Genomic DNA, 20725 nt, shown 5'->3' on the forward strand with positions numbered 1-20725 from the left:
CAACGATGCGGGAGTTCCTGATTCCTTGAAGGACGCTGCGGCGCTTACTGCTACAGGTGGTGCAATACAGTTAGGCAGTGGAGTCACGTCGTTATTTGTCACAGCATCTAACACCCTATCAAGGGCAAGTGGCTATGCAGGGGTAGTTGGCGGAGGTGTCAGTTTATACGGAGATATGCAGAAAGCATCTCTCCAGCTCGGTGATGGTGCTATACAGTACAACACACTCACAGCATTGGTGGGTGATGTGTCCGGTATGGTGTCTGGCGGCCTTTTTACCGCGCTAGGTACTGCATTGGCTGCAGGTGCGACAACCGTTGTTGTCGCCGGTGCATCAATTCCCATTGGGACGGCATTGGCTGTTGCAGCGGCTGCAGGTGCCATTGCCGTAGGTGCAGGCTATGCATCCGCAGTACTGCCCGACGATCTTAAACTTCAGGTAGACCAGATTTGGGCAGCAGTAACTGAGTCCAAAGTATTTTCTGATCCGAATTTGGTTACAGCGATTTCGTCTGCGATGGCGGATCCTGAAGGATTAGCTGAGCTCAATCGAATTGTTGAATCGGTGCATGTGCCGGATTCTTCGCATAGTGTAGATGACCAAATACCATCAAGCACAAATCCACCGAATAATGAAGGAGATAGTCAAGAGCATTCATCGCAGCAAGATGGGGCCGGGCAAGACGCGTTGCATATTTCGTTTGGAAATTCAGATGGAGCGCACGACGCTCAAATTTCAGAGGTAGCTCTTCGTCTGAAGATTCAAGGTCAAGCTGAGGTCTTGCACGGGAGCGACGGTATAGTTTCTGACGTCGTCGATCAAAATGGCGAGGTCACAGGATATAAGGTCGAGCACGTATCAGGCAACGGAAGAGTGGTTTCCGTTTTTGATAAAGAAGGAAATTACAAAGCATCTTCCTACCAGCAAGTGGGCGCTGACGGGAATGTGCAAGATCTACCTTTCTCAGAGGAGCTGGAGCAACGGATTCGGAAGTCAATTGCGGGGAGCGCTACTGAGCAAGAGCCTCTCTCGCCGATTAGCGGTATGGATCTGGCCGGAGATCAATACTCCGGTACTCATCAGTCAATCAGTGAGCAACTACAAAACACTACCCTCGGCCTTGCCGGGAGCCAGCAAGCCACGTTTACACAACAGTTAGCGCAACTCGGCTTGACTGATGTCGACTTCCATCAGATGTCGGATGGAACTGTCACGCTCACCAATAGTGATGGGACAGCGGTCGGTTATTTGAGTAAAAGTAGCGACGGTGCAATTCGCTATGTCGATAGTAACGAGAACGGATTCGAGGTTGGCGCTGACGGTCGCTCGCAATTGGTTCTTAAAGGCTACAGCGAGACCGATCGCCAGCAAATCCAGCAAATGCAAGCCGGATTTGGGGCTGTTCAGAGCGCTTTGTCATTGATACAGGCACTTGAGACTGGTAATACATTTGCCGCCTCTCTTGCTGGCGTTTCAATGATGAACCAAATGTTCGCTGCTGGTGGTCAAATTCCGGCGGAGCTGAGGTCGTTTTCCGATGCGATGAAAGAAGTCGGTGCTGGACTCGGAGCTGTTTCTTCAGCAATGAATCTCGCTGATGCGCTGAAGTCTGGTAATGCCCTAGCCATCATACAGTCCTCAGCCAATCTGGGGGCGCAGGGCATTCAGCTATACGCCATGATGCAGAATGTCGACTTGGTGGATAAGGCCGGCAATGCGGTAGGCGCGCTAGGCAATGCTGCCCAAGGCTTGGGCGCAGTGGCAGGAGGCGTTGGGCTCGTGATGGCAATTCAGTCGGGCAATCCCTTGTCGATTGCGTCGTCGGCCCTCAGTCTTTTATCTACTCTCGGGTATCTCGGCCCTTATGGCGCAATTGCTGCGGTCGTTATTACCATCATCAGTAGCATGTTTGGCTCAGATGAGCCTATGCTGGAGGGACAAGCTCAGGCGGTCTGGGATGCCGATGGGCATACCCATGTCATTACAACCCAAGATGCCGAAGGTGGGGGCGCAACGGCCACTAAGTGGATGCAAAACCTAGTCGACGGCTTGCAGTCGCAGCTCGGCGGAATGGTGGATGCCAATGGACAGCCGCTGTATGGACTGATTGCCTCGAGGCTGCCTTCGATTGGCTATCAATACGATCCAGATGGCTTCAATTTGGCCAACGGTGCTAGCGGTCACTTGTATCTCAAATGGATTGACGACAACGGTCAAGTCCAGACGCGTTACTACGACGGCGCAGGCAGCCGCGGCGACGGTACTGGCGATACGCTCCTGAGCGACTTCATGAAGCATGCGATGGACGCCGTCGTTCCTGCCTGGGAAGCCGAAACCATCCGCCAGCACTACCTCCAGGAAGGCGTCAGCGCCACCGCCAAACCAGGTGAGCACGCCGGCATGCCGGTAGAGGACGTGCAGCATTTGACGCAAAGCTTCACGGCGCTGACTTTCCCGGTGGTCCCGGCGGCGGCTGGCGCCACCAACGATCGGATCTATGCCGATATTGACGGTGACGGCTACCTGGAAAAGGTGGACTGGATTTCCTCCAATCAGGGGATCCTGTCCATCGACCTGAACGGCGACGGCAAGATCACTGCAGGCGAGCTGCTGAATCTTGATCCTGCTGCTTCGCTGGAGCGCAACAGCGTGCGCTGGCTCGATGCTAACGGTGATGGCATCCTCGATGCGCGCGATCCGGCGTTTGCGGTGCTGAAGGTATGGATCGACGCCAATCATGACGGCGTATCGCAGACAGCGACCTCGACCTCGCCTGGAGAGCTGCAGTCGCTGGCGGCGGCGGGGATCACCGCGATCGATTTCTCGAAGAATCCGCCGGTACTGGTCAAGTCCGACAGCAGCACCCTTGCGCTCAATGCCGGGCAGCTCACCGGCGACGTCAAGGGCGTGGCCTACTTGATGACGCCGGGAGGACTGCTGGAGTCGCAGGAGGGCGGTGAAACGGTGCTGCATGCCGTCAACACGCGTGAGTTCGACGGCCAAGCTGAGCATACGCATGGCGGAGATGCCGATACAGACGGCGGCCAGGTGCTGGTCGATGCCGGCAATCCCGGCCTGACGTCGACCACCAGTAAGACCATTGCCAATACCAGTCAGCGCGGTGATACAACGATCGGCGCCAACGACAACCGCCTGGGGGCAGGCACGGCCGGGGTCGCTGTTTCGGGGCAAGGGACCGGGACGCCGGGGGCCAGCAACACGACGGCGGGCCAGGTGCGCTCCAATCCGGTCGCCTTTGTTCCCAATGGGGCGGCAACGGCCGGCCAGGAACTGCGCCAGGTTACCGAGGACATGATCCGCAACGCCGACAACAGCCTGTTCGGCCTCAGCAGCGCAGGCGCGCCGCTGGTTGCCGTCGGCGTGGCTGCGGCGGCAGTGCAATGGCCGACCGTTGCTTCCGCTGGAAACGTGGATGCGGGCACGGCGGGCAGTGCACGTACGCAGGAAGGCAATGCGAACAGGGTCGGCGAATTCATCAGCACTGATCTCGGTTCGACCGCAACCGGCAGCACCTCGACCGATTCTGGCGCGCACCAGTCGGCCGTCAACGTGCCGCTGGAGCAGTTGTACCAGCCCACGGCCATCAGCAACTCGGGCTCCGGAATTGTCGGGACCTTGCTACCGCCGCCCGGCAGCATTGCCGGCGCCGATCCACTGGTGCCATTTCAGGGACTGGGCGGCGGAACTGGCGCCGGAGGACAGGATCACGGCGACATATCGGCAGTTCAGGCACCGCAGGAAGAGGTTTTCGATAGCACGAATGGCCGTGGATCCGTACTTCCCGCGACTGCCGAGGTCGTTCTGGACTATCCCACCGTGGCCGGCGAATTCATCACTGGCATCGAGGACATTGGCCTGCGCTTGCCGGAATCGATGCTCTTGGCCAACGACTCGACCATCAACTTCCCGGCTTTCCCGGACCAGCAGATGCTGCGCATCACGGCCGTCTTCAGTCCAACGCACGGCCAGGTGGCATTGCGCACCAATGAAGAGGGCAAGACCGAAGTCGTCTTCATCCCGGAGGCCAACTATCATGGGCAGGCCAGTTTCAGCTATTCGGTGACCGACCAGTATGGCCTCTCGAGCGTGGCTTCCGCTACTATTGAGTTGGCACCGGTCAACGACGCGCCGCTGGTGCGCGACGATACCGTCGCCGGCGATGAAGACAATGTGCTGATGTTCCACGCGGCCGACCTGCTGGCCAATGATTTGGACGTGGACAGCGCGGTCGATGGCGACGTCATGCGCATCACCCGTGTCGGCCAGGCGCAGCACGGTCAGGTCTTCCTGGACAGCGACGGAACGATTCGCTTCGTACCCGACCAGGATTACAACGGGCCGGCGCAATTCACCTATTGGGTCGCCGACCGCGATAACGCGGAGCTGGTCGTGAACGGCGGAGTGGGATATGAGGTCCCGGGGACGATGCATCTTACGGTGATTCCGGTCAATGACTTGCCGGTGGTCACGGGCGAGCAGATCGACAGCGACGAAGATATCATCCTGGACATACCGCAATCCTTCCTGCTGGCCAACGACACCGACGTCGACATCGCCACCAACGGCCAGGTGCTGTCCATCACGGCCGTCAGCAACGCCCAGCATGGCACTGTGCAATTATTGGCGGACGGTACGATCAGGTTCATCCCTGAGCTGAATTACTTCGGCCCGGCGTCGTTCTCGTACACGGTCGACGATGGAAACGGCGGCCAGGTCATTGGGACCACCGTGGTCAATCTCGCGCCAGTCAACGATGCGCCGGATGTGGTGGGTGAGACGCTGACGTTCGATGAGGACAACATCCAGACTATCGACCAGGCGCTCCTTCTGGCCAATGATTCGGATGTTGACAATCCCCATACTGACCTGAAGATCATTGCCGTCGACAACGCCAGCCACGGCGTAGTGACCTTGAACCAGGACGGATCGATTCGCTTCGTGCCGGACGCGGACTACTTCGGTGCGGCCAGTTTTACCTATACCGTTTCCGACGGCGTGGGCGGATTCACCGTTGGCACGGCCACGCTGGACATCCTCCCTGTCAACGACGCGCCGCGCCTGCAAGGAGAGGCAGCGACTACCGACGAAGACCAGGTCATCCATTTCTCCGTCGACGGCCTGCTGGCCAACGACTACGACGTGGACAACGATCACAGCGAGCTGCGCTTGACGTCGGTGGGCAATGCTACCCACGGAACGGTTCGTTTGGAGAACGGCGAGATCGTCTTCACGCCTGATCTCAACTACTTCGGCCCTGCCAGCTTCACCTATGTCGTCGACGACGGCGTCGGCGGGCAGAGCGAAGCGCGCGTGGACATCAATTTCAACTCGGTCAACGACATCCCTGTCGTTAACGACGAGATGTTCAACGGCAAACGCAACGTCACCTACACGCTGACCCAGGCGGCGCTGCTGGCCAATGACACCGATGTCGAAGACCCGAACGCGCTGACCATCGTGGCGGTCCAACATGCCGAGCACGGTACCGTCGTGTTGAACCCAAATGGCACCATTACCTTCGTACCGGAGGCAGGATACGGTGGCGTGGGCAGTTTCGAGTATGTGGTGCGGGATACCGATGGCGCGGAAGTGGTGGGTACGACCCAGATCGATTTCTCTCGGGTCAATGTCAATCCGATCGCGGTCGATGACAGTTTCGTTGGTTTCGAGGATACCGCTTTCATCATCTCGGCAGCGCAGTTGACGGCCAACGATACCGACCCTGATCCATCGTCCTTATCGCACCTGAGCATTTCGGCCGTGGCCAATGCATCTCATGGAACAGTGACGCTGCAGGCCGATGGCAGTGTGCGTTTCATGCCGACTCAGGACTTCAACGGCGCGGCCAGTTTCCAATACCAGGTGTCTGACGGTGAAGGCGGATCCACGTGGGCAACGGCGTATCTGACCGTGCAATCGGTCAATGACGCACCTGTAATTGAAGACATCTGGTATGGCCGTCCGATCTACGGATATCGCTGGGCACCAAATGACGTATTGGAGGAAGGCGGCTGGTATCACACGGCGAGCTGGTCGTTGGTACCGGTCACGGATGAGGCTACTGCAATTGCATTAGCGTCTAATCCATACGATCGCGTCTCCGGAATGACCGAGTCTCGGTCAAACGATTTGCTAGATGCGAACGGCAACGCCATGGGGCTGAACTACTACCGCAGTGGCCAGCTGCGACCGATTGGTTTCGATTATATCGATGCAACCGATTTGTATGGCGAGAATGGACACGTGCCAAACGATGACCCGTATCGCCAGAACGGCAAGGTGATTGCGTACGACGTTGACGGTCCGACGGCTGCGCTGACGTTCTCGGTCGGCGGCGGCCCGCAGCATGGGCACGCGTGGGCCAATGAATACACCACACCGTCTGCCCCGTCTGCTTCGAGTGGTGTCGATCACACGCAGGAATCTTATTACGCCGTGTACGAAAAGGGTGCATGGCAATACTACAGCCATCGTGGCGATCCCTATTCCGGCTCGGATCCTTTCTCAATTAGGGTCACAGATGCGCAGGGGGCAAGCACCGATGCAATGATCTATACGGCTCACAGGGGCAGTAGTGCGGGCGGTGGCGGTAAGTGCCCCATTGTGATCGACCTGGACGGCGACGGTATCGAATTGGTAAAACCTCAGGATTCGCACATGTTTGCCGATCTGAACGGACAAGGATGGCGCGAGCACATCGGTTGGGCTTCGACTGACGACGGAATTCTGGCCTTTGATGTCAACCACGATGGTCGTATCACCGACAGCAATGAGATTTCCTTCGTTGGCTACAAGGAAGGTGCCAGAACCGACATGGAAGGTCTGGCCGCGTTCGACACCGACGGTGACGGCAAGTTGACCGCCTATGATGCGCAATGGTCGTCGTTCGGCATCTTGCGGGACTTGAACAAGAACGGGGTGCAGGATACGGGTGAATTCATCTCGCTGGACCAGATGGGTATCACCTCGATCAGCTTGCATCGGGAGGGCAGCCCAGAACTGAACAACGGCAACGTCGTGTTCGGCACCAGCGAGGTAAGCTTTTCCGACGGGCATACATCACGCGCCGGCGACGTCATGTTCGGTGGTGAGATATCGCCCTTGCCCGATGCCGCTAAGGCAGCCCTCGAAGCCGTCAGCGCGAATTCGACCGGTAGCTCCGGGGCTGATGCCGGCGCGCACGCGCAGTCGGCTTCCACAACTGATTCCGGCGCGCATTCGGCGGCGGCAAGTGACGGTGGCGGAGCTGCTCATAACGAAACGACACCTGTGGCACAGGGCGTCGTGGAGGCAACGGTCGCCGCGCATGGCGATGTTGCGAGCGTAACGCCCGCGTCGATGGATCCTCCATCTCAGCCGGTTGACGGGGCCACAGTTGCATCTCAGATCGCACCGTCGATAGTTGAGGCAGCAATGGATGATCTTGCGGCCATCAGGCAGATGGCGCTCCTGTTCAACCAGGTCGTGGCGACCAGCCACAGCCCGCCCGACGACCCGCTGGCGTTCATTCCGGCACCCGATCACTCGGTCGCGTCGCTGGGCGCGGACCTGCTCGCTATTGCGGATGCAGGATCGAACGAACAATCCCAATACGTAGTCGCCCATACAGGCACCAGTTAGGACGTAAATGAAGATCTATTTGTCGGAATTGAAGGACGTCGATGATTTGATGGCACTGGGAATTCGGATGCACGCGGAATCTCGTTTCAGCGTGTTTCCGATGAACCATGCGAAAACCCGGGCCTCGATGGAAAAGCTGATAGGCAATCCTTTGGCTGGTTGCATCCTGTTGGCCAGGAACGAGGGAGGAGAGGCGGTGGGGATGCTCGCCGGCTATGTCGTCGATTATTTTTTCAGCAACGCGCTGGTGGCCCAGGACAGCTATTTCTTCGTCACGCCGGAGCATCGGGGAAGCTCGGCTGCATTGAAGTTATTGATCGCGTTCCGCCGCTGGGCTGAGAACCGTAATGCGTCGGAGCTGTGCATCAACATGAGTGTCGATGTGGATCAGGAGCGCTTCAATCGTTTCATGGCGCACCTGGGTTTCAAGAACTGCGGTTCCAACTTCATGACGCCATTGGCGATTCGTCAATCGGCCTGAGCTACTGAGAAAGTCAATGCCCCAGGGGTGGGGCGACGAGGGATAGCAAAATGAACACCGTAAATGACGGGCTCAACAGCCCGGCCGCTGCATTGGACGACAGGCAGCGCACTCCAGCCGATACGGCCAATCTGGATTTGATCCGGCTGTATGCCCAGCTCAATGGATTGAGCCTGGATGCGCAGCAGTTGGAGCACTATTTCTCAGTGCCGGGAACGATTCTTGGCATGGCTGAAATGATCCAGGCCCTGCAAGGACTGGAGTTCGAAGCTTCGCTGCAAAGAGGGCGTATTGAACAACTGAATGCGGGAATGCTGCCCTTGCTGGCGGAAGGCCTCGACGGGCGTTTCATGCTGCTGGGACGCGTCGAGGCCGGGAGCGTCGTGGTGCAGGTTGCCGGCGAACGTCAGCCTCACCAACTGGCTCTGACGCAGTTCGGTGAGATGTGGACCGGTCGCTGGATCAAGGCGGTACGCCGCGCCGGTATTCACGAGCAGAACCGCACGGAGGTGCACAAGTTCGGTGTGGGCTGGTTCTGGCAAGCTCTGCGCAAGTACCGCGGTTTGATGGGCGAAGTGCTGCTGGCATCGTTCTTCGTTCAGGTATTTGCCTTAATTACGCCACTGTTTTTCCAAGTTGTGATTGACAAGGTGCTGACGCATCGGTCGTTATCCACGCTGGACGTGATGGTCGTTGCCATGGTCGGTGTTGCCATTTTCGAGGTGGTGCTTTCCGGCATGCGCCACTACCTGTTTTCGCATACCACCAACCGCATCGATGTGGAGCTAGGCTCCAAGTTGTTCAGGCACCTGATGCACCTTCCGCTCGCCTTCTTCGAGTCGCGCCGCAGCGGCGACACCGTCGCGCGCATGCGCGAACTGGAGAACGCCCGCAATTTCCTGACCGGCCAAGCGCTGACCAGTTGGCTGGATCTGCTCTTCGCGATTGTTTTCCTGGGTGTCATGTTCTATTACAGCGCCACATTGACCTTCATCGTGCTGGCCGCCTTGCCGATTTTTTTCGGTGCTTCTTGGCTCATTACGCCGCTACTGCGCAAGAAGCTGGAAGACAAGTTCGCGCTGGGTGCGGAAAACCAGACCTTCCTGGTCGAGACGATCACGGCCATGGAAACCTTGAAGGGCCAAGCCGTCGAGCCGCAATGGCAGCGCGAATGGGAGCGGCGCCTGGGCGACTATGTCAACGTAGCCTTTTCTAGCGGCCACCTCGGCAGCGCGACCAACCAGTTCATTTCGCTCACCAGCAAGTTGCTGACTGTCTTGCTGCTGTGGTTTGGTGCTCGACTTGTGATCGACGGCGACCTGACCGTCGGCGGCCTGATCGCCTTTAACATGCTATCGGGCCGCGTGAATGCGCCAATCCTGAAGCTTGCTTCCTTGTGGCAGGACTTCACGCAGATGAAGGTCTCGATCAAACGCCTGGCTGACATCATGGATGCGCCGGCAGAGCCGGCATTCCAACCCGCGCGCGCGACGCCGCCCAGCATCCAAGGCAACGTGAGTTTCCGCGACGTCTCGTTCCGTTATCGCCAGGATGGCCCTGACGTGTTGGACGAAGTCTCGTTCGATGTCACCGCCGGCGAGATAATCGGGCTGGTGGGCGTGTCCGGTGCTGGAAAGACTACGCTGGTGCGCCTGATACAGCGGCTTTATACGCCGCAGCGCGGGCGTATCCTGGTTGATGGCATTGACCTGAACCTGGTCGACACCAGCTGGCTTCGTAGGCAGATCGGGGTGGTGGGCCAGGACAATATCTTGTTCAACCGCTCAGTGCGCGACAACATTGCGCTGGCCAATTCACAGCTGTCGATGGAAGAGATCATGAATGCCGCCAAGTTGGCCGGCGCGCATGAGTTCATTCTCGAGTTACCGGAGGGCTATGACACCGTCATCGGTGAGCGTGGCAGCAAGCTTTCCGGCGGACAGCGCGCGCGCATATCGATCGCCCGCGCCCTGGCGACCAATCCGCGACTACTGCTGCTGGACGAGGCAACGGCAGCCTTGGACTATGAGTCTGAACGCGTCATTCACGACAACATGGCGGAAATTTGTCGTGGACGGACAGTGTTTATTGTGGCGCATCGGCTGTCAACCTTGCGGCTAGCCAACCGCATTCTTGTTTTGGAGCGCGGCAAGGTGATCGAAACGGGGCACCATCAGGAACTGGTATCGCGACGCGGCCGCTACTTCGATTTGTACAACGCGCACCAAGTACTGGAGGTTAGCGGGGAGGCGGTGGCGCTCAAGCAGGTGGAGGTGGCACATGTCTGATCTGCAACTGGCCACTGCCAATTCTGCGCAAAAGGAATTCGGTCATGCTTTTTCTTCTGCAGCCATCAGCATTCAGGCTAGGCCGCCGGCCTACATAGCGCGCATGGTGACACTGGCCATTTGCGCGATGGCGTTCATGGCGGCGATCTATGCCTTCCTGGCGCATATCGACATCGTCGTCTCAGTCCAAGGGCGCGTTATTCCGTCGGGGAAGAGCAAGGTAATTCAGTCTCTGGAGAGCGGGGTGGTCAAGGAGATATTCGTCAAGGATGGTCAAAAAGTAGCCTCCGGCACCATCCTGCTGACGCTTGATCAGACCACGACAGATGCCGACAGACGCCGTCTGCAATACGAATACTGGGAGAGCGAGGCGGATGTTGCCCGTCTGAACGCGCTGTTGCAGGGGAAGTCGAGTTTCAGTCTGCCTGGTGATGCGCCCAAGGAGATTCTGGTGAACCAACAGGCGATTCTGACAAGCCGCCTGACTGAACAGTCATCGAAGATGGCGTCGCTTGATGCCGACGTCGCTCGGCGTCAGGCTGACTATGATGCGGTGGCTTCCAACGTTCAGCAAATCAGGGTCAGCTTGCCGCTAGTTGAAAAGAAGCATCAGATGCGCGAGGAACTGGCCAAGACCGGGCATATCGCCGAAACCGGCCTGATCGAGACCAAGTTGGAGCTGATCAACCTGCAGAAGGAAGAGGCCATCCAGCAGAATCGGCTGAAGGAATCTGGCGCGGGCATGCGTGCGGCCGTGCAGCAGAAGGCGCAGGCGCTGGCGGAATTCCGGGCAAGGGCATCGTCGGAACTGGTCGACGCCATCAAGAAGGTCAACGTAGCCAAGCAGGAGCTGGTCAAGGCTACGCAGCGTCGCGACCTGCAAGTGCTCAAGGCACCCATTGATGGCGTTGTCCAACAATTGGCCGTGACCACGGTAGGTGGGGTGGTCACACCGGCGCAACCGTTGATGAGCGTGGTTCCCGAAAATTCGCCGTTGGAGGTGGAGGCGCAGGTCAATAATCGTGATATCGGCCACGTCCGCATTGGACAGCGAGTCATTGCGAAGATCGAGACGTTCGATTTCACGCGCTATGGCTATATCGAAGGAACAGTTCAGTGGGTAGGAACTGATGCTGTGATGGATCAAAAGCTAGGCCCTATCTACCCGGTGCGTATCCAGCTCAAGGACATGCACACACCGAATAGGGTCCACGGTAACAAGGGCCGCATTGTCGCGGGGATGAACGTCACCGCCGATATCAAGACCGATGAACGCCGTATGATCGAGTATTTCCTCGCTCCGATGCTGCGCTACAAAGAGGAGTCGTTGCGTGAGCGTTGATCGTTGGAAGAAGCATCAGTCGACCGGGATTCTTAAGAATGGTGCGCAGCGTGGTTATGTGATCGGATTAGTAGGATTTGCGCTAGCGGCTTCTATTTTCCCGGTGCGTGCGGAGACGTTGAGTGAGGCATATCGGCGAGCGTTGAAACAAGACCCGGTATTCGATTCGGCCCGCTATGCATTGGAAGCTGCGCAGGAGAGGTTGCCGCAAGCCAGAGCAGGATTGTTGCCAAACGTTAATGCCGGATTCAACGCCAGTTCGCAGAAAGGCGACGCATCGTTCAGCGACGCACCATATATGGCGAGAGACGCGCGCACACGGGGATGGTCCTTGCAGTTGAACCAGCCGCTATTCAGGCTTGCGAATTGGATTGCTTACGATCAGGCGGATGCGCAAATCCGCCAAGCAGATGCCCAATTTTCACAAGCGCAGCAGGACGTGGTACTACGGGTCGCTCAGGCGTACTTCGATGTCTTGGTTGCTGAAGAAAGCTTGTCGGTTGCCCAGACGCAGCTCAACGCGGTCGAGCAGCAGCTTGGCTTGGCCAAACGCAATTTTGACGTCGGGGTATCGACGATTACAGATACCTATGAAGCTAAATCACGTTTTGATCTGGCTACTTCGCAGCGCATTGCGGCGATGAATGACCTGGTTAACAAACGCGCTGAATATGAGCGCGTGACCGGTGAAGAACCTCGTGATCTTCTCGAATTGCGTCAGGATATATCTCTACCCAAGCCCACCCCGCCGGATCTACCGTCCTGGCTAGCGGCTGCGCGAGAACAGAATCCATTGGTGCGTGTGCAGTTGGCGGCGCAAGAGGTAGCGAAGAAGGAGATCGCGAAGAACCGGGCAGGGCATGCTCCGACGCTGGACATGACTGCCTCGTACGGACGCAACTACTCGTCGGGCAGCCTGACTTCGCCGGCGGATATCGATACGCGGGCGCGTTCCACCCAGATCGGTGTCCAGCTGAACATTCCAATCTACTCAGGCGGTGCGACGGAGTCCAAAGTACGCGAGGCGGCCTCCAACTACTATAAAGCGCGAGCAGACTGGGAGACGGCAACACGGCAAGCGGCGACATCAGCCAAGCAAGCGTTTACTGCCTTTGACAGCGGACAGTCTCAGATTGATGCATTGCAGTCGGCGGTCGAGTCTAGCCGAAGCTCCGTCGAAGCCAACAAAGTGGGCTACCGTATCGGAACGCGTATTAACATCGACGTTTTGAATGCCGAACAGCAATTGGCCTCTGCTCAGCGCGATCTGGTGAAGACCAAATATGAAACCTTGATGCAAGGCCTCCGCCTTAAAGCGTCAGCAGGCTTGCTGGTAGAGCAAGATGTCTATCAAATTGATGCTCTGATGGTGCGCAAACCATCTTCCATAGCTCAATAGCATGCGATGTCTTTTGAGCGCCGAACATATATGACACTGAAGGATGATTGATGAGCGAAGCAAAGAATGAATTTTCCGGCAAGGAGCTGCACGATCTGGCCGAAATCGCGATGGACCAAGCAAAGCGCGTCAGCCAGAAAATCCCGATTCTGGGGCCGGTCACCTGGTTGATGATGCAGCAGGCAGCAACACGACATACGCTGCTAAGCGACCTGGAGTGGCGCATCATGCCGCCATTGGTGTTGGATCAAGCCAAGTTATACATGCGCGAGCAGATGCCGTTGGCTTTTGTCACTTGGGCAAAATTGTCGGACGACGTGGTGAGCCGCTATCGTAAAGCGCCACATCATTTGACAGCCGCCGATTGGCGTTCCGGTGAGCAGGTGTGGATCATCGACCTGATTGCACCGTATGGCGGCGTACAGGATATTTTGACCGAACTGCGTGTCAACATCTTCCCGGGCCAGGTCATCCACCAGTTGGCACCGATGCCGCAAGGTGACGCAAAGGTAATCAAATGGGAAGCAGTCGCTTCTTCGGCTAAACACTAACTATTCAGGGAGCAAGGCGATGTCCGAACAACACATTCAGTCCACGTCGGCGAACACCGAAAATCCGAGCGACTTTACTATTTTCTACCGTCCTTCGACACAGACCGTAGCTAGCTGGAGTGTGACGCGGTTGCCGGTCGAGCGCTCATTTGATGCTTCCGTTGCCAGCCTTGGTTGCGACTCCGGATCTTGCGTGCTGGCCGGCACTCCAGTCTTGCTCGCCGATGGCACGACCAAAGCCATCGAGACTTTTACGGGGGGCGAGATGGTGCGCACTCTGAGCGGTGTATCGCGGGTGCGGGCGCTGGAAAATCCAAGGCTGGGGGTAACGCGCCGGATTATCGAATTGTGTGTAGGCAACGAAGCGCCTTTGATGATCTCCGATGAGCATGCGATGTGGATGCGATTTGAACAAGATGGCTTACAGACCGAATGGTGGGGCGTCTACAACTTCAATCACTACTTGGTGGAAAAGGAAAACGGGATTGGCGTCAGGTTGCAGCGCGATGCCAAACCGTTGCGTTTCGACGTACCCCAGACTCATGCTCACATCGATGGCTGGAAACATGTGCAGCCGATTTACCACATGATGCACCCTGACACGCCGCTCTATCACCTGGATGTGGAAGAGGGCGGGAGCTATATTGCCGGCGGCTTCGTTATCAGTAGCCATGCGGTCGACCGCGATGGCGAGGGCGTTCGTTGGACTGGTGCTGGAACCCATGTCGAGGCGGACGAGTTCCTTGCCTCGTTGGCCAACGCCTGATCAGTTTGCGCATATGACCATACCAGCACCGTACACGGACGCGGACGAGGCGGCGCGTGCTTCGCGTCACTATCTGTCTCGCTTCGGAGCGCAGCAGACTCCGATGCGTTTGCGTCAGGAGATCATGCGACAGCTGAATGGTGTTTCGGGTGATGTGATGTGGGATGTCGGCGCCGGTTCTGGAGCGATAGCCATTGAATGGAAGATTTCGCGTCCCGAATCCCGGGTGATTGCCATTGAACGATACGAAGATCGCTGCGAGGACATCGCCTACAACGCTTTCGCTCACGGCGTACATGTCGACATCCTTCTCTCTGAACTGGAGGGCGTGCCAGCGATGTTGCCTACCCCAGACATGATTTGGCTAGGCTGTCCCGGAGAAAGCGAGGTCGATCTGTTCGTGCCATTGTGGTCGTATCTGGATTCGGGCGGTTGGATGGCGTGTAATGCGGTCAGCGCGCGTGGTATTGAACGGCTGCGTCGTGCGCATGAGCGCTTCGGCGGCAAGCTGGTACGCCATTCCGGTTACGACTTGCCGCGCGAACTGTGGATCGCTCACAAGGACTGATCGCATGACGACATCCTCACCGGGGTTGCAGGAACGCCTGAAGGATCCAGCGCGGCTATGTCCGATATTGGCCGGAATTGGCAAGATTAGTGGCAACAGGTTGTGGATCAGACTGGCTGACGAGATCGTTGAGGTAGCAGCGCCCGGTCGCTATCTGGACAAGCTATTTGACTGGTGCCAGGGCGAGCTCTCGCTGACGCAGATTGACGAACGCGCGCTCGCACATTTCGGTGATTGCGAGTTCTCCGCTTTCGTCTCGGCCATGTTGGCAAGCGGCGTGTTAGTCGATGCCTCGCTTGGCTTGGCACATTTTTCTAGGGTACTGGAAAAGAGTGGCAAGCCTCCGCAAGCCGATTCGTGGCCAGTGGTTGCAGCCCCGAAATTACCACAACTGGGTAACCTGATCGGACTTGGCGCCCCGCCCGCTAGCAAGCTGTTGTCGCTGGGGGCGGCACGCTCATCGACGCCCGCTTTCGGAGGTGGGGCCTTTTCGAAGGCTAGCCTGAATGTGCTCCTTTTCGCCGCCTATGGGCAAAGTAATGATGGTCACAGGATGGTCGCTTCAGCGGGCGGCTTCTATCCGTTGATACTGCATCTGGTGTTGTTGAGCGAAATTGAGGATATTCCTGCGGGTGGATACAAGGTGCACTTCACCGAGGGGGCTGTTCTGCTAGAGGCCTTGCCATCGGTTGATGTTGGTCAGGTACCGAGGGCCTTGGCAAATCCAGCCATCATGCGTGGCGCTACAGGATGGTTGCTCATTTCGGCTGATGTTCGGGCAGGCGCATTGAAATACGGTAACCGGGCGTTTTCTCATGCCTTGATCGAAGCCGGTTCGGTGGTGCAGAACATCGCGCTGGCGGCAACAGAGCAAGCTTGTGCTTGGCGCGCCATGGGAGTCATCGACATAGCTCATGCTGGCGCCGTGTTTGACTGCGATCCGGCAATTTCGCCTCCTATCGTCAGCGGCCTATTCGGCAATCCTGGTGCTGATGGTACGGACTATGGCGGAACACTATCTCGTGCATCGGAGGTTCATTTCGAATGGAAGGAGAAACGGCATGCTTGGCCGTTTCATACCGGGCAGGCGGTCATCTCTGGGCCGCAACCGGGAATGCGGGTCAGCGGCTATGGGCGTGACGCAGATCCTGCGCGCGCCTACGACAAGGCAATCGCAGAAGCCGCCGAGCGATATGCTTACCGGCAGCCACGGGGCTGCCGCGTGGGGCGGTGGGGTGAGCTGCCCGATATGCTACCGCCACAGTCATTGGTGGGATATCTACCATCTCAATATCGCTCGAAGGACTTTCCTTATCATCCATTCGACCCGACACGCCAATATCTCTGGCGTGAGGCGATGAATATTCACACCGGAGCACGGCATTGGTTACCCGCTGAATGCGTCTATGCCTTGTCTTCGCTTCCCGAAGAGTACAGTGCGTATCCACTTACGTCGGCAAACTCGTCAGGATGCGCGAGCGGCAGGAATGAGCAGACAGCGCAGCAGGCTGCGCTGTTTGAGGTGGTTGAACGTGATGCTTTCATGCGCCATTGGTTCGCGCAGCGTGGCGGGCAGGAGGTAAGGCAGGCCTCTCTGCCGGGCCACTGGTCATCAAGAATGGGCGAGCTGACGCGCAGAGGTTGTCACGTCAGTTTGCAGATGCTGGATCTGGGATTGTTTCCAGTCTGGTTCTTTTTCGTTCAGAACGCCGGCCGTCACTTCACGGCTGTGTCCGCCGCTGCCGGGGTAGATGTCGAGCGTTCTCTCGAATCCGTATTTTCGGAAATCGAAACCGCGGTTAGCGCAAGAATGGGACGTGCATCAGGATCAGACTTGACTCCGCGACGGGTGACGAATGCTGACGACCACGCTGAGTTGTACACAAATCCGCGCTATTTCAGGCGTGCCGACGCGCTAGGGAGGTCACGTCTCGTAATCGATTACGACACTGTCCTCGAATGTCTTTCGCGTAATTCTGCCAATATCGCTCTTCGTTTGCGCGATGCTGGCACATCCGCGCTATGGGTAGACATGACATTGCCCGACGCCCCCACAACGATCGATGGAACGCGCCTGGTGTCGGGCCGGATATTGGTGCCGAATGCCATCTCCATCAGTTTCGGCTACGGCAAGATGCCATTGGCGATGGATATGTTCTTACGGCGGGCGGCACGCTTCCCCCATCCGTTCCCCTGAATTCACCCAGTCGCCGGACGACATGTCAGGCATTTGGGGGGCGACAGATGTCTGGCAGCATTAATGGGTAGATATTGGGATGAACCATCGGATGGCTGTTCATTTCAAGCAGCCAGACCCGATCCTCGTGGTCGACCACAGCATCAATGGTGAACAGCAGGTTCTGGAGCTCCTCCGAGATGTGCTTGTACAGGCTTGCTGCAGCATGCGCCACCTGATGTCGCACGGAAGAGGAACACGCATTCCAGTTGTCTCGATCAAGGAAAGTGACATTATCGAATGGTGTCACGTATTTGAAATCGATCCAGATGCGTTCGCCCGCTTTGGGCACCGAGTCGAGACGCACTCCTTGCCAGGCCAAGATATCCGCCGAGGTGTCCAGCGACAGCACCTTATCGACGTTGCTGCGCCGATATCCGGCAAGTTCCTGAAGGCTCCTTCGACCATCGCCAATCAGGTAAGGCGGTTCGATTACCTCGACCGCCGCTACATGCTGGTTCCAGCACCATATTTTCATGCTGCGTCCGGGAATGAACTGTTCGTAGAATTGTTCCGGCCCCGCGAGCGGTCGTTTTACCAGGCTTGTCTTGTACGGACCGACGATGTTTGCGCCGAACGATCCATTCCTTGGTTTAATCAGATAGTCTTCCGCTAGAAATTCGCCGCTATTCCAGCCGGCGGGCACACGTAGCTTTAGTTTGCTGGCGCTGAGCTTGAATCGTGCCTTATCGAGCGATTCGGGCCACGTCGGCGAGGCATCCGGGACCCAGCCAATAAAGGCTCCTTTGCCGTCAAAGAGACGTGTATAGCCCATTCTTCCCGCGACTTTAGTTGAGAATCTGGGTTGCAGCCTGATTACGCGACCTGCTAAGTGAATGGAGAGCGCAAATGTATCTGCTGACACATGGACCTGACCATTGCAGTCCTTAACCCACTGGGAAATGCGGTTGAGATGATGCAGCGGTTGGAAGATGTAGAACATATCTCGAAAGGCGACTTTGCGAATCAGCTTGCGATAGCGCTCAAGGCGCCATGTTTTAGATGAGAGCCAGGGCCACAGCTCGCGACAGCAAGCAGGCTTCTCACGTCTCGATCCAGTCGAAGATTGTGCCAATCAACTCCCATGAGTGCCTGTTTGAGCCGACAGTAATTTATGAGTTGTATTATGGGCAGAAATGAAAAACGGGCCGAAAGGCCCGTTTTTTTTAAAGCTTTGGCGGAGACGGAGGGATTCGAACCCTCGATACAGGTTTAAGCCCATATGCTTCCTTAGCAGGGAAGTGCCTTCGACCACTCGGCCACGTCTCCACACTGCAGGCTGTTGTTACTCTGCCTGAGCGAAGTCACGCATAATAGCTTCTCATCTGCGTTTGGTCAATCAGCGTCTTGCAAAAAAACACTGATTTTTCCGTCGACTTTTTCTGGCGCGGATTACTTGGCGCTGTCGAGGTCGAAGGCCTTGTGCAGGGCGCGTACGGCCAGCTCCATGTACTTCTCGTCGATCAGCACCGAGATCTTGATTTCGGAGGTGGAGATCATCTGGATGTTGACGCCTTCTTCCGACAGCGTGCGGAACATCTGCGATGCGATGCCGACGTGGCTGCGCATGCCCACGCCCACCACCGAGACCTTCGAGACCTTGGTGTCGCCGTTGATCGAGGCGGCGCCGATGTGGGCCTTGACGCTGTTGTTGAGCACTTCGACGGCCTTGGCGTATTCGCCGCGCGGAACCGTGAAGGTGAAGTCGGTCTTGCCGTCGACGGACTGGTTCTGGATGATCATGTCCACTTCGATGTTGGCGTCGGCTACCGGGCCCAGGATCTGGTAGGCGATGCCTGGACGATCGGGGACGCCCAGCACGGTGATCTTGGCTTCGTCGCGCGAGAAGGCGATGCCGGTGATGGTTGCTTGTTCCATGTTGTTGTCTTCCTCAAACGAAATCAGGGTGCCGGAAACGGTTTCCTCGGCGAGCGGCATGAGCGGGTCTGTCAGCGACGACAGCACGCGGGTCGGCATCTTGTAGTTGCCGGCGAATTCCACCGAGCGGATCTGCAGGACCTTGGAGCCCAGCGAGGCCATTTCCAGCATTTCCTCGAAGGTGACCGTGTTCAGGCGGCGCGCTTCGCTGACCACGCGCGGGTCGGTGGTGTAGACGCCGTCGACGTCGGTGTAGATCAGGCATTCGGCTGCCTTGATGGCGGCGGCGACCGCCACGGCCGAGGTGTCCGAGCCGCCGCGGCCCAGGGTGGTGATGTTGCCGTCGGCGTCAACGCCCTGGAAGCCGGTGATGATCACGATCTTGCCGGCGTTCAGGTCGCGCCGGACCTTGGTGTCGTCGATCGAGCGGATGCGCGCCTTGGTGAAGGCGGAGTCGGTCTTGATCGGCACTTGCCAGCCGGCGTAGGACACGGCTTGCTTGCCCAGCGCCTGCAGCGCGATGGCCAGCAGGGCTACCGATGCCTGTTCGCCGGTCGAGGCCAGCATGTCCAGCTCGCGGCCGTCGGGCTGGGCCATGATTTCTTTGGCCAGGCCGAGCAAACGATTGGTTTCACCGGACATCGCCGACGGAACGACGACGATCTGGTGGCCTGCGTCGTGCCACTTGGCAACGCGCTTCGCGACATTCATGATGCGCTCGGTCGAGCCCATCGATGTGCCGCCGTATTTGTGAACGTATAAAGCCATAGGGATAGAAAAATGTGGCCGACTTTGACGAACAACCGCTAGCTAGGCCGAAGGGAACAAACCCTTGACTCTACATCCGGCGGGCCAAAACCTCAAGGAAAAGCTGGCCGGAGCGGGCTTTTGAGGCTGGTATTTGCATGTGGCAATGCAGCAAATCAAAGGTGTCGGACGTCTGGATCGGGAGATTTGCGGGGCTTGGCGCGAAACCATGCGAAAACCGTGCGAATGCAACCGTCGAGGCGCATATACGGGCAATGGAGTCGGAGGGCGCTGCGGGAGAGAGGGAGGGGGCACCAGCTGTCATGCTCTGCGATGGTCGCAGGCGGCATGGCAGTTGGTGCTGCGGTACGGATGTGATGCTTCGGTACTGCTTGCTGCTGTGCTTGCCGTTCGGCCCTTGAGGCTGCGGTTCAGACGCGCGGTGGCGGAACGCTGCATGCCCGGGGCCGTGACACGTTCATGTCCGGCGCTGCGGCATCAGGCGCCGCTGTACAGGTTCTGGTCCTTGGCGTTGTTGGCTTGCTGGACTTCGGTCTGCACTTGCTGGCGGGTCAGGTTGGAGGGAGCCTGGCGGACGATGGGGTACTCGTTGCGCGAAGCGATTTCGCCGTTGGCGCGGGCGCGTTGCAGTTCAGCTTGCACGTCGGCGCGGGTCTGGGTCGAGACGAAGGCGGTGGCAGGAGGATACGGTGCTTCGGCCATGGCGGCGCCGGCGGAGATCAACAGGGCGGCTGCGACGGTGATGTTCTTGATGTTCATGATCTTGTCCTTCTTTCTTGGTGAGTTGATAAAACTCCATGGTCTCC

Annotated in this window: 12 protein-coding genes and 1 tRNA gene; 9 read left to right on the forward strand and 4 right to left on the reverse strand. The window is 57.7% G+C overall.

Features of this window, described 5'->3' with window-relative positions; translation table 11 throughout:
- The first annotated feature begins 3838 nt into the window (after nucleotides 1–3838).
- From Herbaro_RS22470 to Herbaro_RS10235, 9 genes are all read left to right on the forward strand, one after another.
- Nucleotides 3839–7642 carry a cadherin-like domain-containing protein gene (locus Herbaro_RS22470; RefSeq protein WP_446719335.1) on the forward strand — a complete coding sequence of 1268 codons (3804 nt, stop codon included), beginning with the start codon at nucleotides 3839–3841 and terminating at the stop codon, nucleotides 7640–7642.
- A gap of 7 nt (nucleotides 7643–7649) precedes the next feature.
- Nucleotides 7650–8123, forward strand: a complete 474-nt coding sequence (locus Herbaro_RS10200; protein ID WP_275013706.1) for a GNAT family N-acetyltransferase — start codon at nucleotides 7650–7652, stop codon at nucleotides 8121–8123.
- A 50-nt stretch (nucleotides 8124–8173) separates the two neighbouring features.
- Nucleotides 8174–10411, forward strand: a complete 2238-nt coding sequence (locus Herbaro_RS10205) for a type I secretion system permease/ATPase (protein ID WP_275013707.1) — start codon at nucleotides 8174–8176, stop codon at nucleotides 10409–10411.
- Complete coding sequence (locus tag Herbaro_RS10210; protein ID WP_275013708.1) at nucleotides 10404–11753, forward strand: HlyD family type I secretion periplasmic adaptor subunit; 1350 nt, start codon at nucleotides 10404–10406, stop codon at nucleotides 11751–11753. Before Herbaro_RS10205 ends, Herbaro_RS10210 begins: the two co-directional genes overlap by 8 nt.
- Complete coding sequence (locus Herbaro_RS10215) at nucleotides 11743–13152, forward strand: TolC family outer membrane protein (protein WP_275013709.1); 1410 nt, start codon at nucleotides 11743–11745, stop codon at nucleotides 13150–13152. Before Herbaro_RS10210 ends, Herbaro_RS10215 begins: the two co-directional genes overlap by 11 nt.
- Nucleotides 13153–13202: 50 nt before the next feature.
- The gene (locus Herbaro_RS10220; protein WP_275013710.1) at nucleotides 13203–13703 is read left to right on the forward strand and encodes a toxin-activating lysine-acyltransferase; all 501 of its coding nucleotides are present in this window, start codon (nucleotides 13203–13205) and stop codon (nucleotides 13701–13703) included.
- Between the two features lie 19 nt (nucleotides 13704–13722).
- Nucleotides 13723–14469: a Hint domain-containing protein gene (locus Herbaro_RS10225; protein ID WP_275013711.1), complete on the forward strand. Its 747-nt coding sequence runs from the start codon at nucleotides 13723–13725 to the stop codon at nucleotides 14467–14469.
- 124 nt (nucleotides 14470–14593) lie between these two features.
- The gene (locus tag Herbaro_RS10230; protein ID WP_275013712.1) at nucleotides 14594–15037 is read left to right on the forward strand and encodes a class I SAM-dependent methyltransferase; all 444 of its coding nucleotides are present in this window, start codon (nucleotides 14594–14596) and stop codon (nucleotides 15035–15037) included.
- A 4-nt stretch (nucleotides 15038–15041) separates the two neighbouring features.
- Nucleotides 15042–17234, forward strand: a complete 2193-nt coding sequence (locus Herbaro_RS10235) for a YcaO-like family protein (protein ID WP_275013713.1) — start codon at nucleotides 15042–15044, stop codon at nucleotides 17232–17234.
- Between the two features lie 25 nt (nucleotides 17235–17259).
- Here the strand turns inward: Herbaro_RS10235 and Herbaro_RS10240 are convergent, their stop codons facing one another.
- From Herbaro_RS10240 to Herbaro_RS10255, 4 genes are all read right to left on the reverse strand, one after another.
- Nucleotides 17260–18216: a hypothetical protein gene (locus Herbaro_RS10240; protein ID WP_275013714.1), complete on the reverse strand. Its 957-nt coding sequence runs from the start codon at nucleotides 18214–18216 to the stop codon at nucleotides 17260–17262.
- 232 nt (nucleotides 18217–18448) lie between these two features.
- A tRNA-Ser gene (locus Herbaro_RS10245) sits at nucleotides 18449–18542 on the reverse strand.
- A 123-nt stretch (nucleotides 18543–18665) separates the two neighbouring features.
- Complete coding sequence (locus Herbaro_RS10250) at nucleotides 18666–19919, reverse strand: aspartate kinase (protein ID WP_275013715.1); 1254 nt, start codon at nucleotides 19917–19919, stop codon at nucleotides 18666–18668.
- Nucleotides 19920–20396: 477 nt separating this feature from the next.
- On the reverse strand, nucleotides 20397–20678 hold the full coding sequence (locus Herbaro_RS10255; RefSeq protein WP_275013716.1) for a DUF4148 domain-containing protein: 282 nt from the start codon (nucleotides 20676–20678) through the stop codon (nucleotides 20397–20399).
- Nucleotides 20679–20725 lie beyond the last annotated feature (47 nt).

It is taken from the genome of Herbaspirillum sp. WKF16 (genome assembly GCF_028993615.1).
Lineage (GTDB): Bacteria > Pseudomonadota > Gammaproteobacteria > Burkholderiales > Burkholderiaceae_D > Herbaspirillum.

Coding starts and splice junctions, on each gene's coding strand:
- Herbaro_RS10200 (WP_275013706.1), top strand. CDS start 7,650: ATGAAGATCTATTTGTCGGAATTGAAGGACGTCGATGATTTGATGGCA.
- Herbaro_RS10205 (WP_275013707.1), top strand. CDS start 8,174: ATGAACACCGTAAATGACGGGCTCAACAGCCCGGCCGCTGCATTGGAC.
- Herbaro_RS10210 (WP_275013708.1), top strand. CDS start 10,404: ATGTCTGATCTGCAACTGGCCACTGCCAATTCTGCGCAAAAGGAATTC.
- Herbaro_RS10220 (WP_275013710.1), top strand. CDS start 13,203: ATGAGCGAAGCAAAGAATGAATTTTCCGGCAAGGAGCTGCACGATCTG.
- Herbaro_RS10225 (WP_275013711.1), top strand. CDS start 13,723: ATGTCCGAACAACACATTCAGTCCACGTCGGCGAACACCGAAAATCCG.
- Herbaro_RS10230 (WP_275013712.1), top strand. CDS start 14,594: ATGCGACAGCTGAATGGTGTTTCGGGTGATGTGATGTGGGATGTCGGC.
- Herbaro_RS10235 (WP_275013713.1), top strand. CDS start 15,042: ATGACGACATCCTCACCGGGGTTGCAGGAACGCCTGAAGGATCCAGCG.
- Herbaro_RS10240 (WP_275013714.1), bottom strand. CDS start 18,216: ATGTTCTACATCTTCCAACCGCTGCATCATCTCAACCGCATTTCCCAG.
- Herbaro_RS10250 (WP_275013715.1), bottom strand. CDS start 19,919: ATGGCTTTATACGTTCACAAATACGGCGGCACATCGATGGGCTCGACC.
- Herbaro_RS10255 (WP_275013716.1), bottom strand. CDS start 20,678: ATGAACATCAAGAACATCACCGTCGCAGCCGCCCTGTTGATCTCCGCC.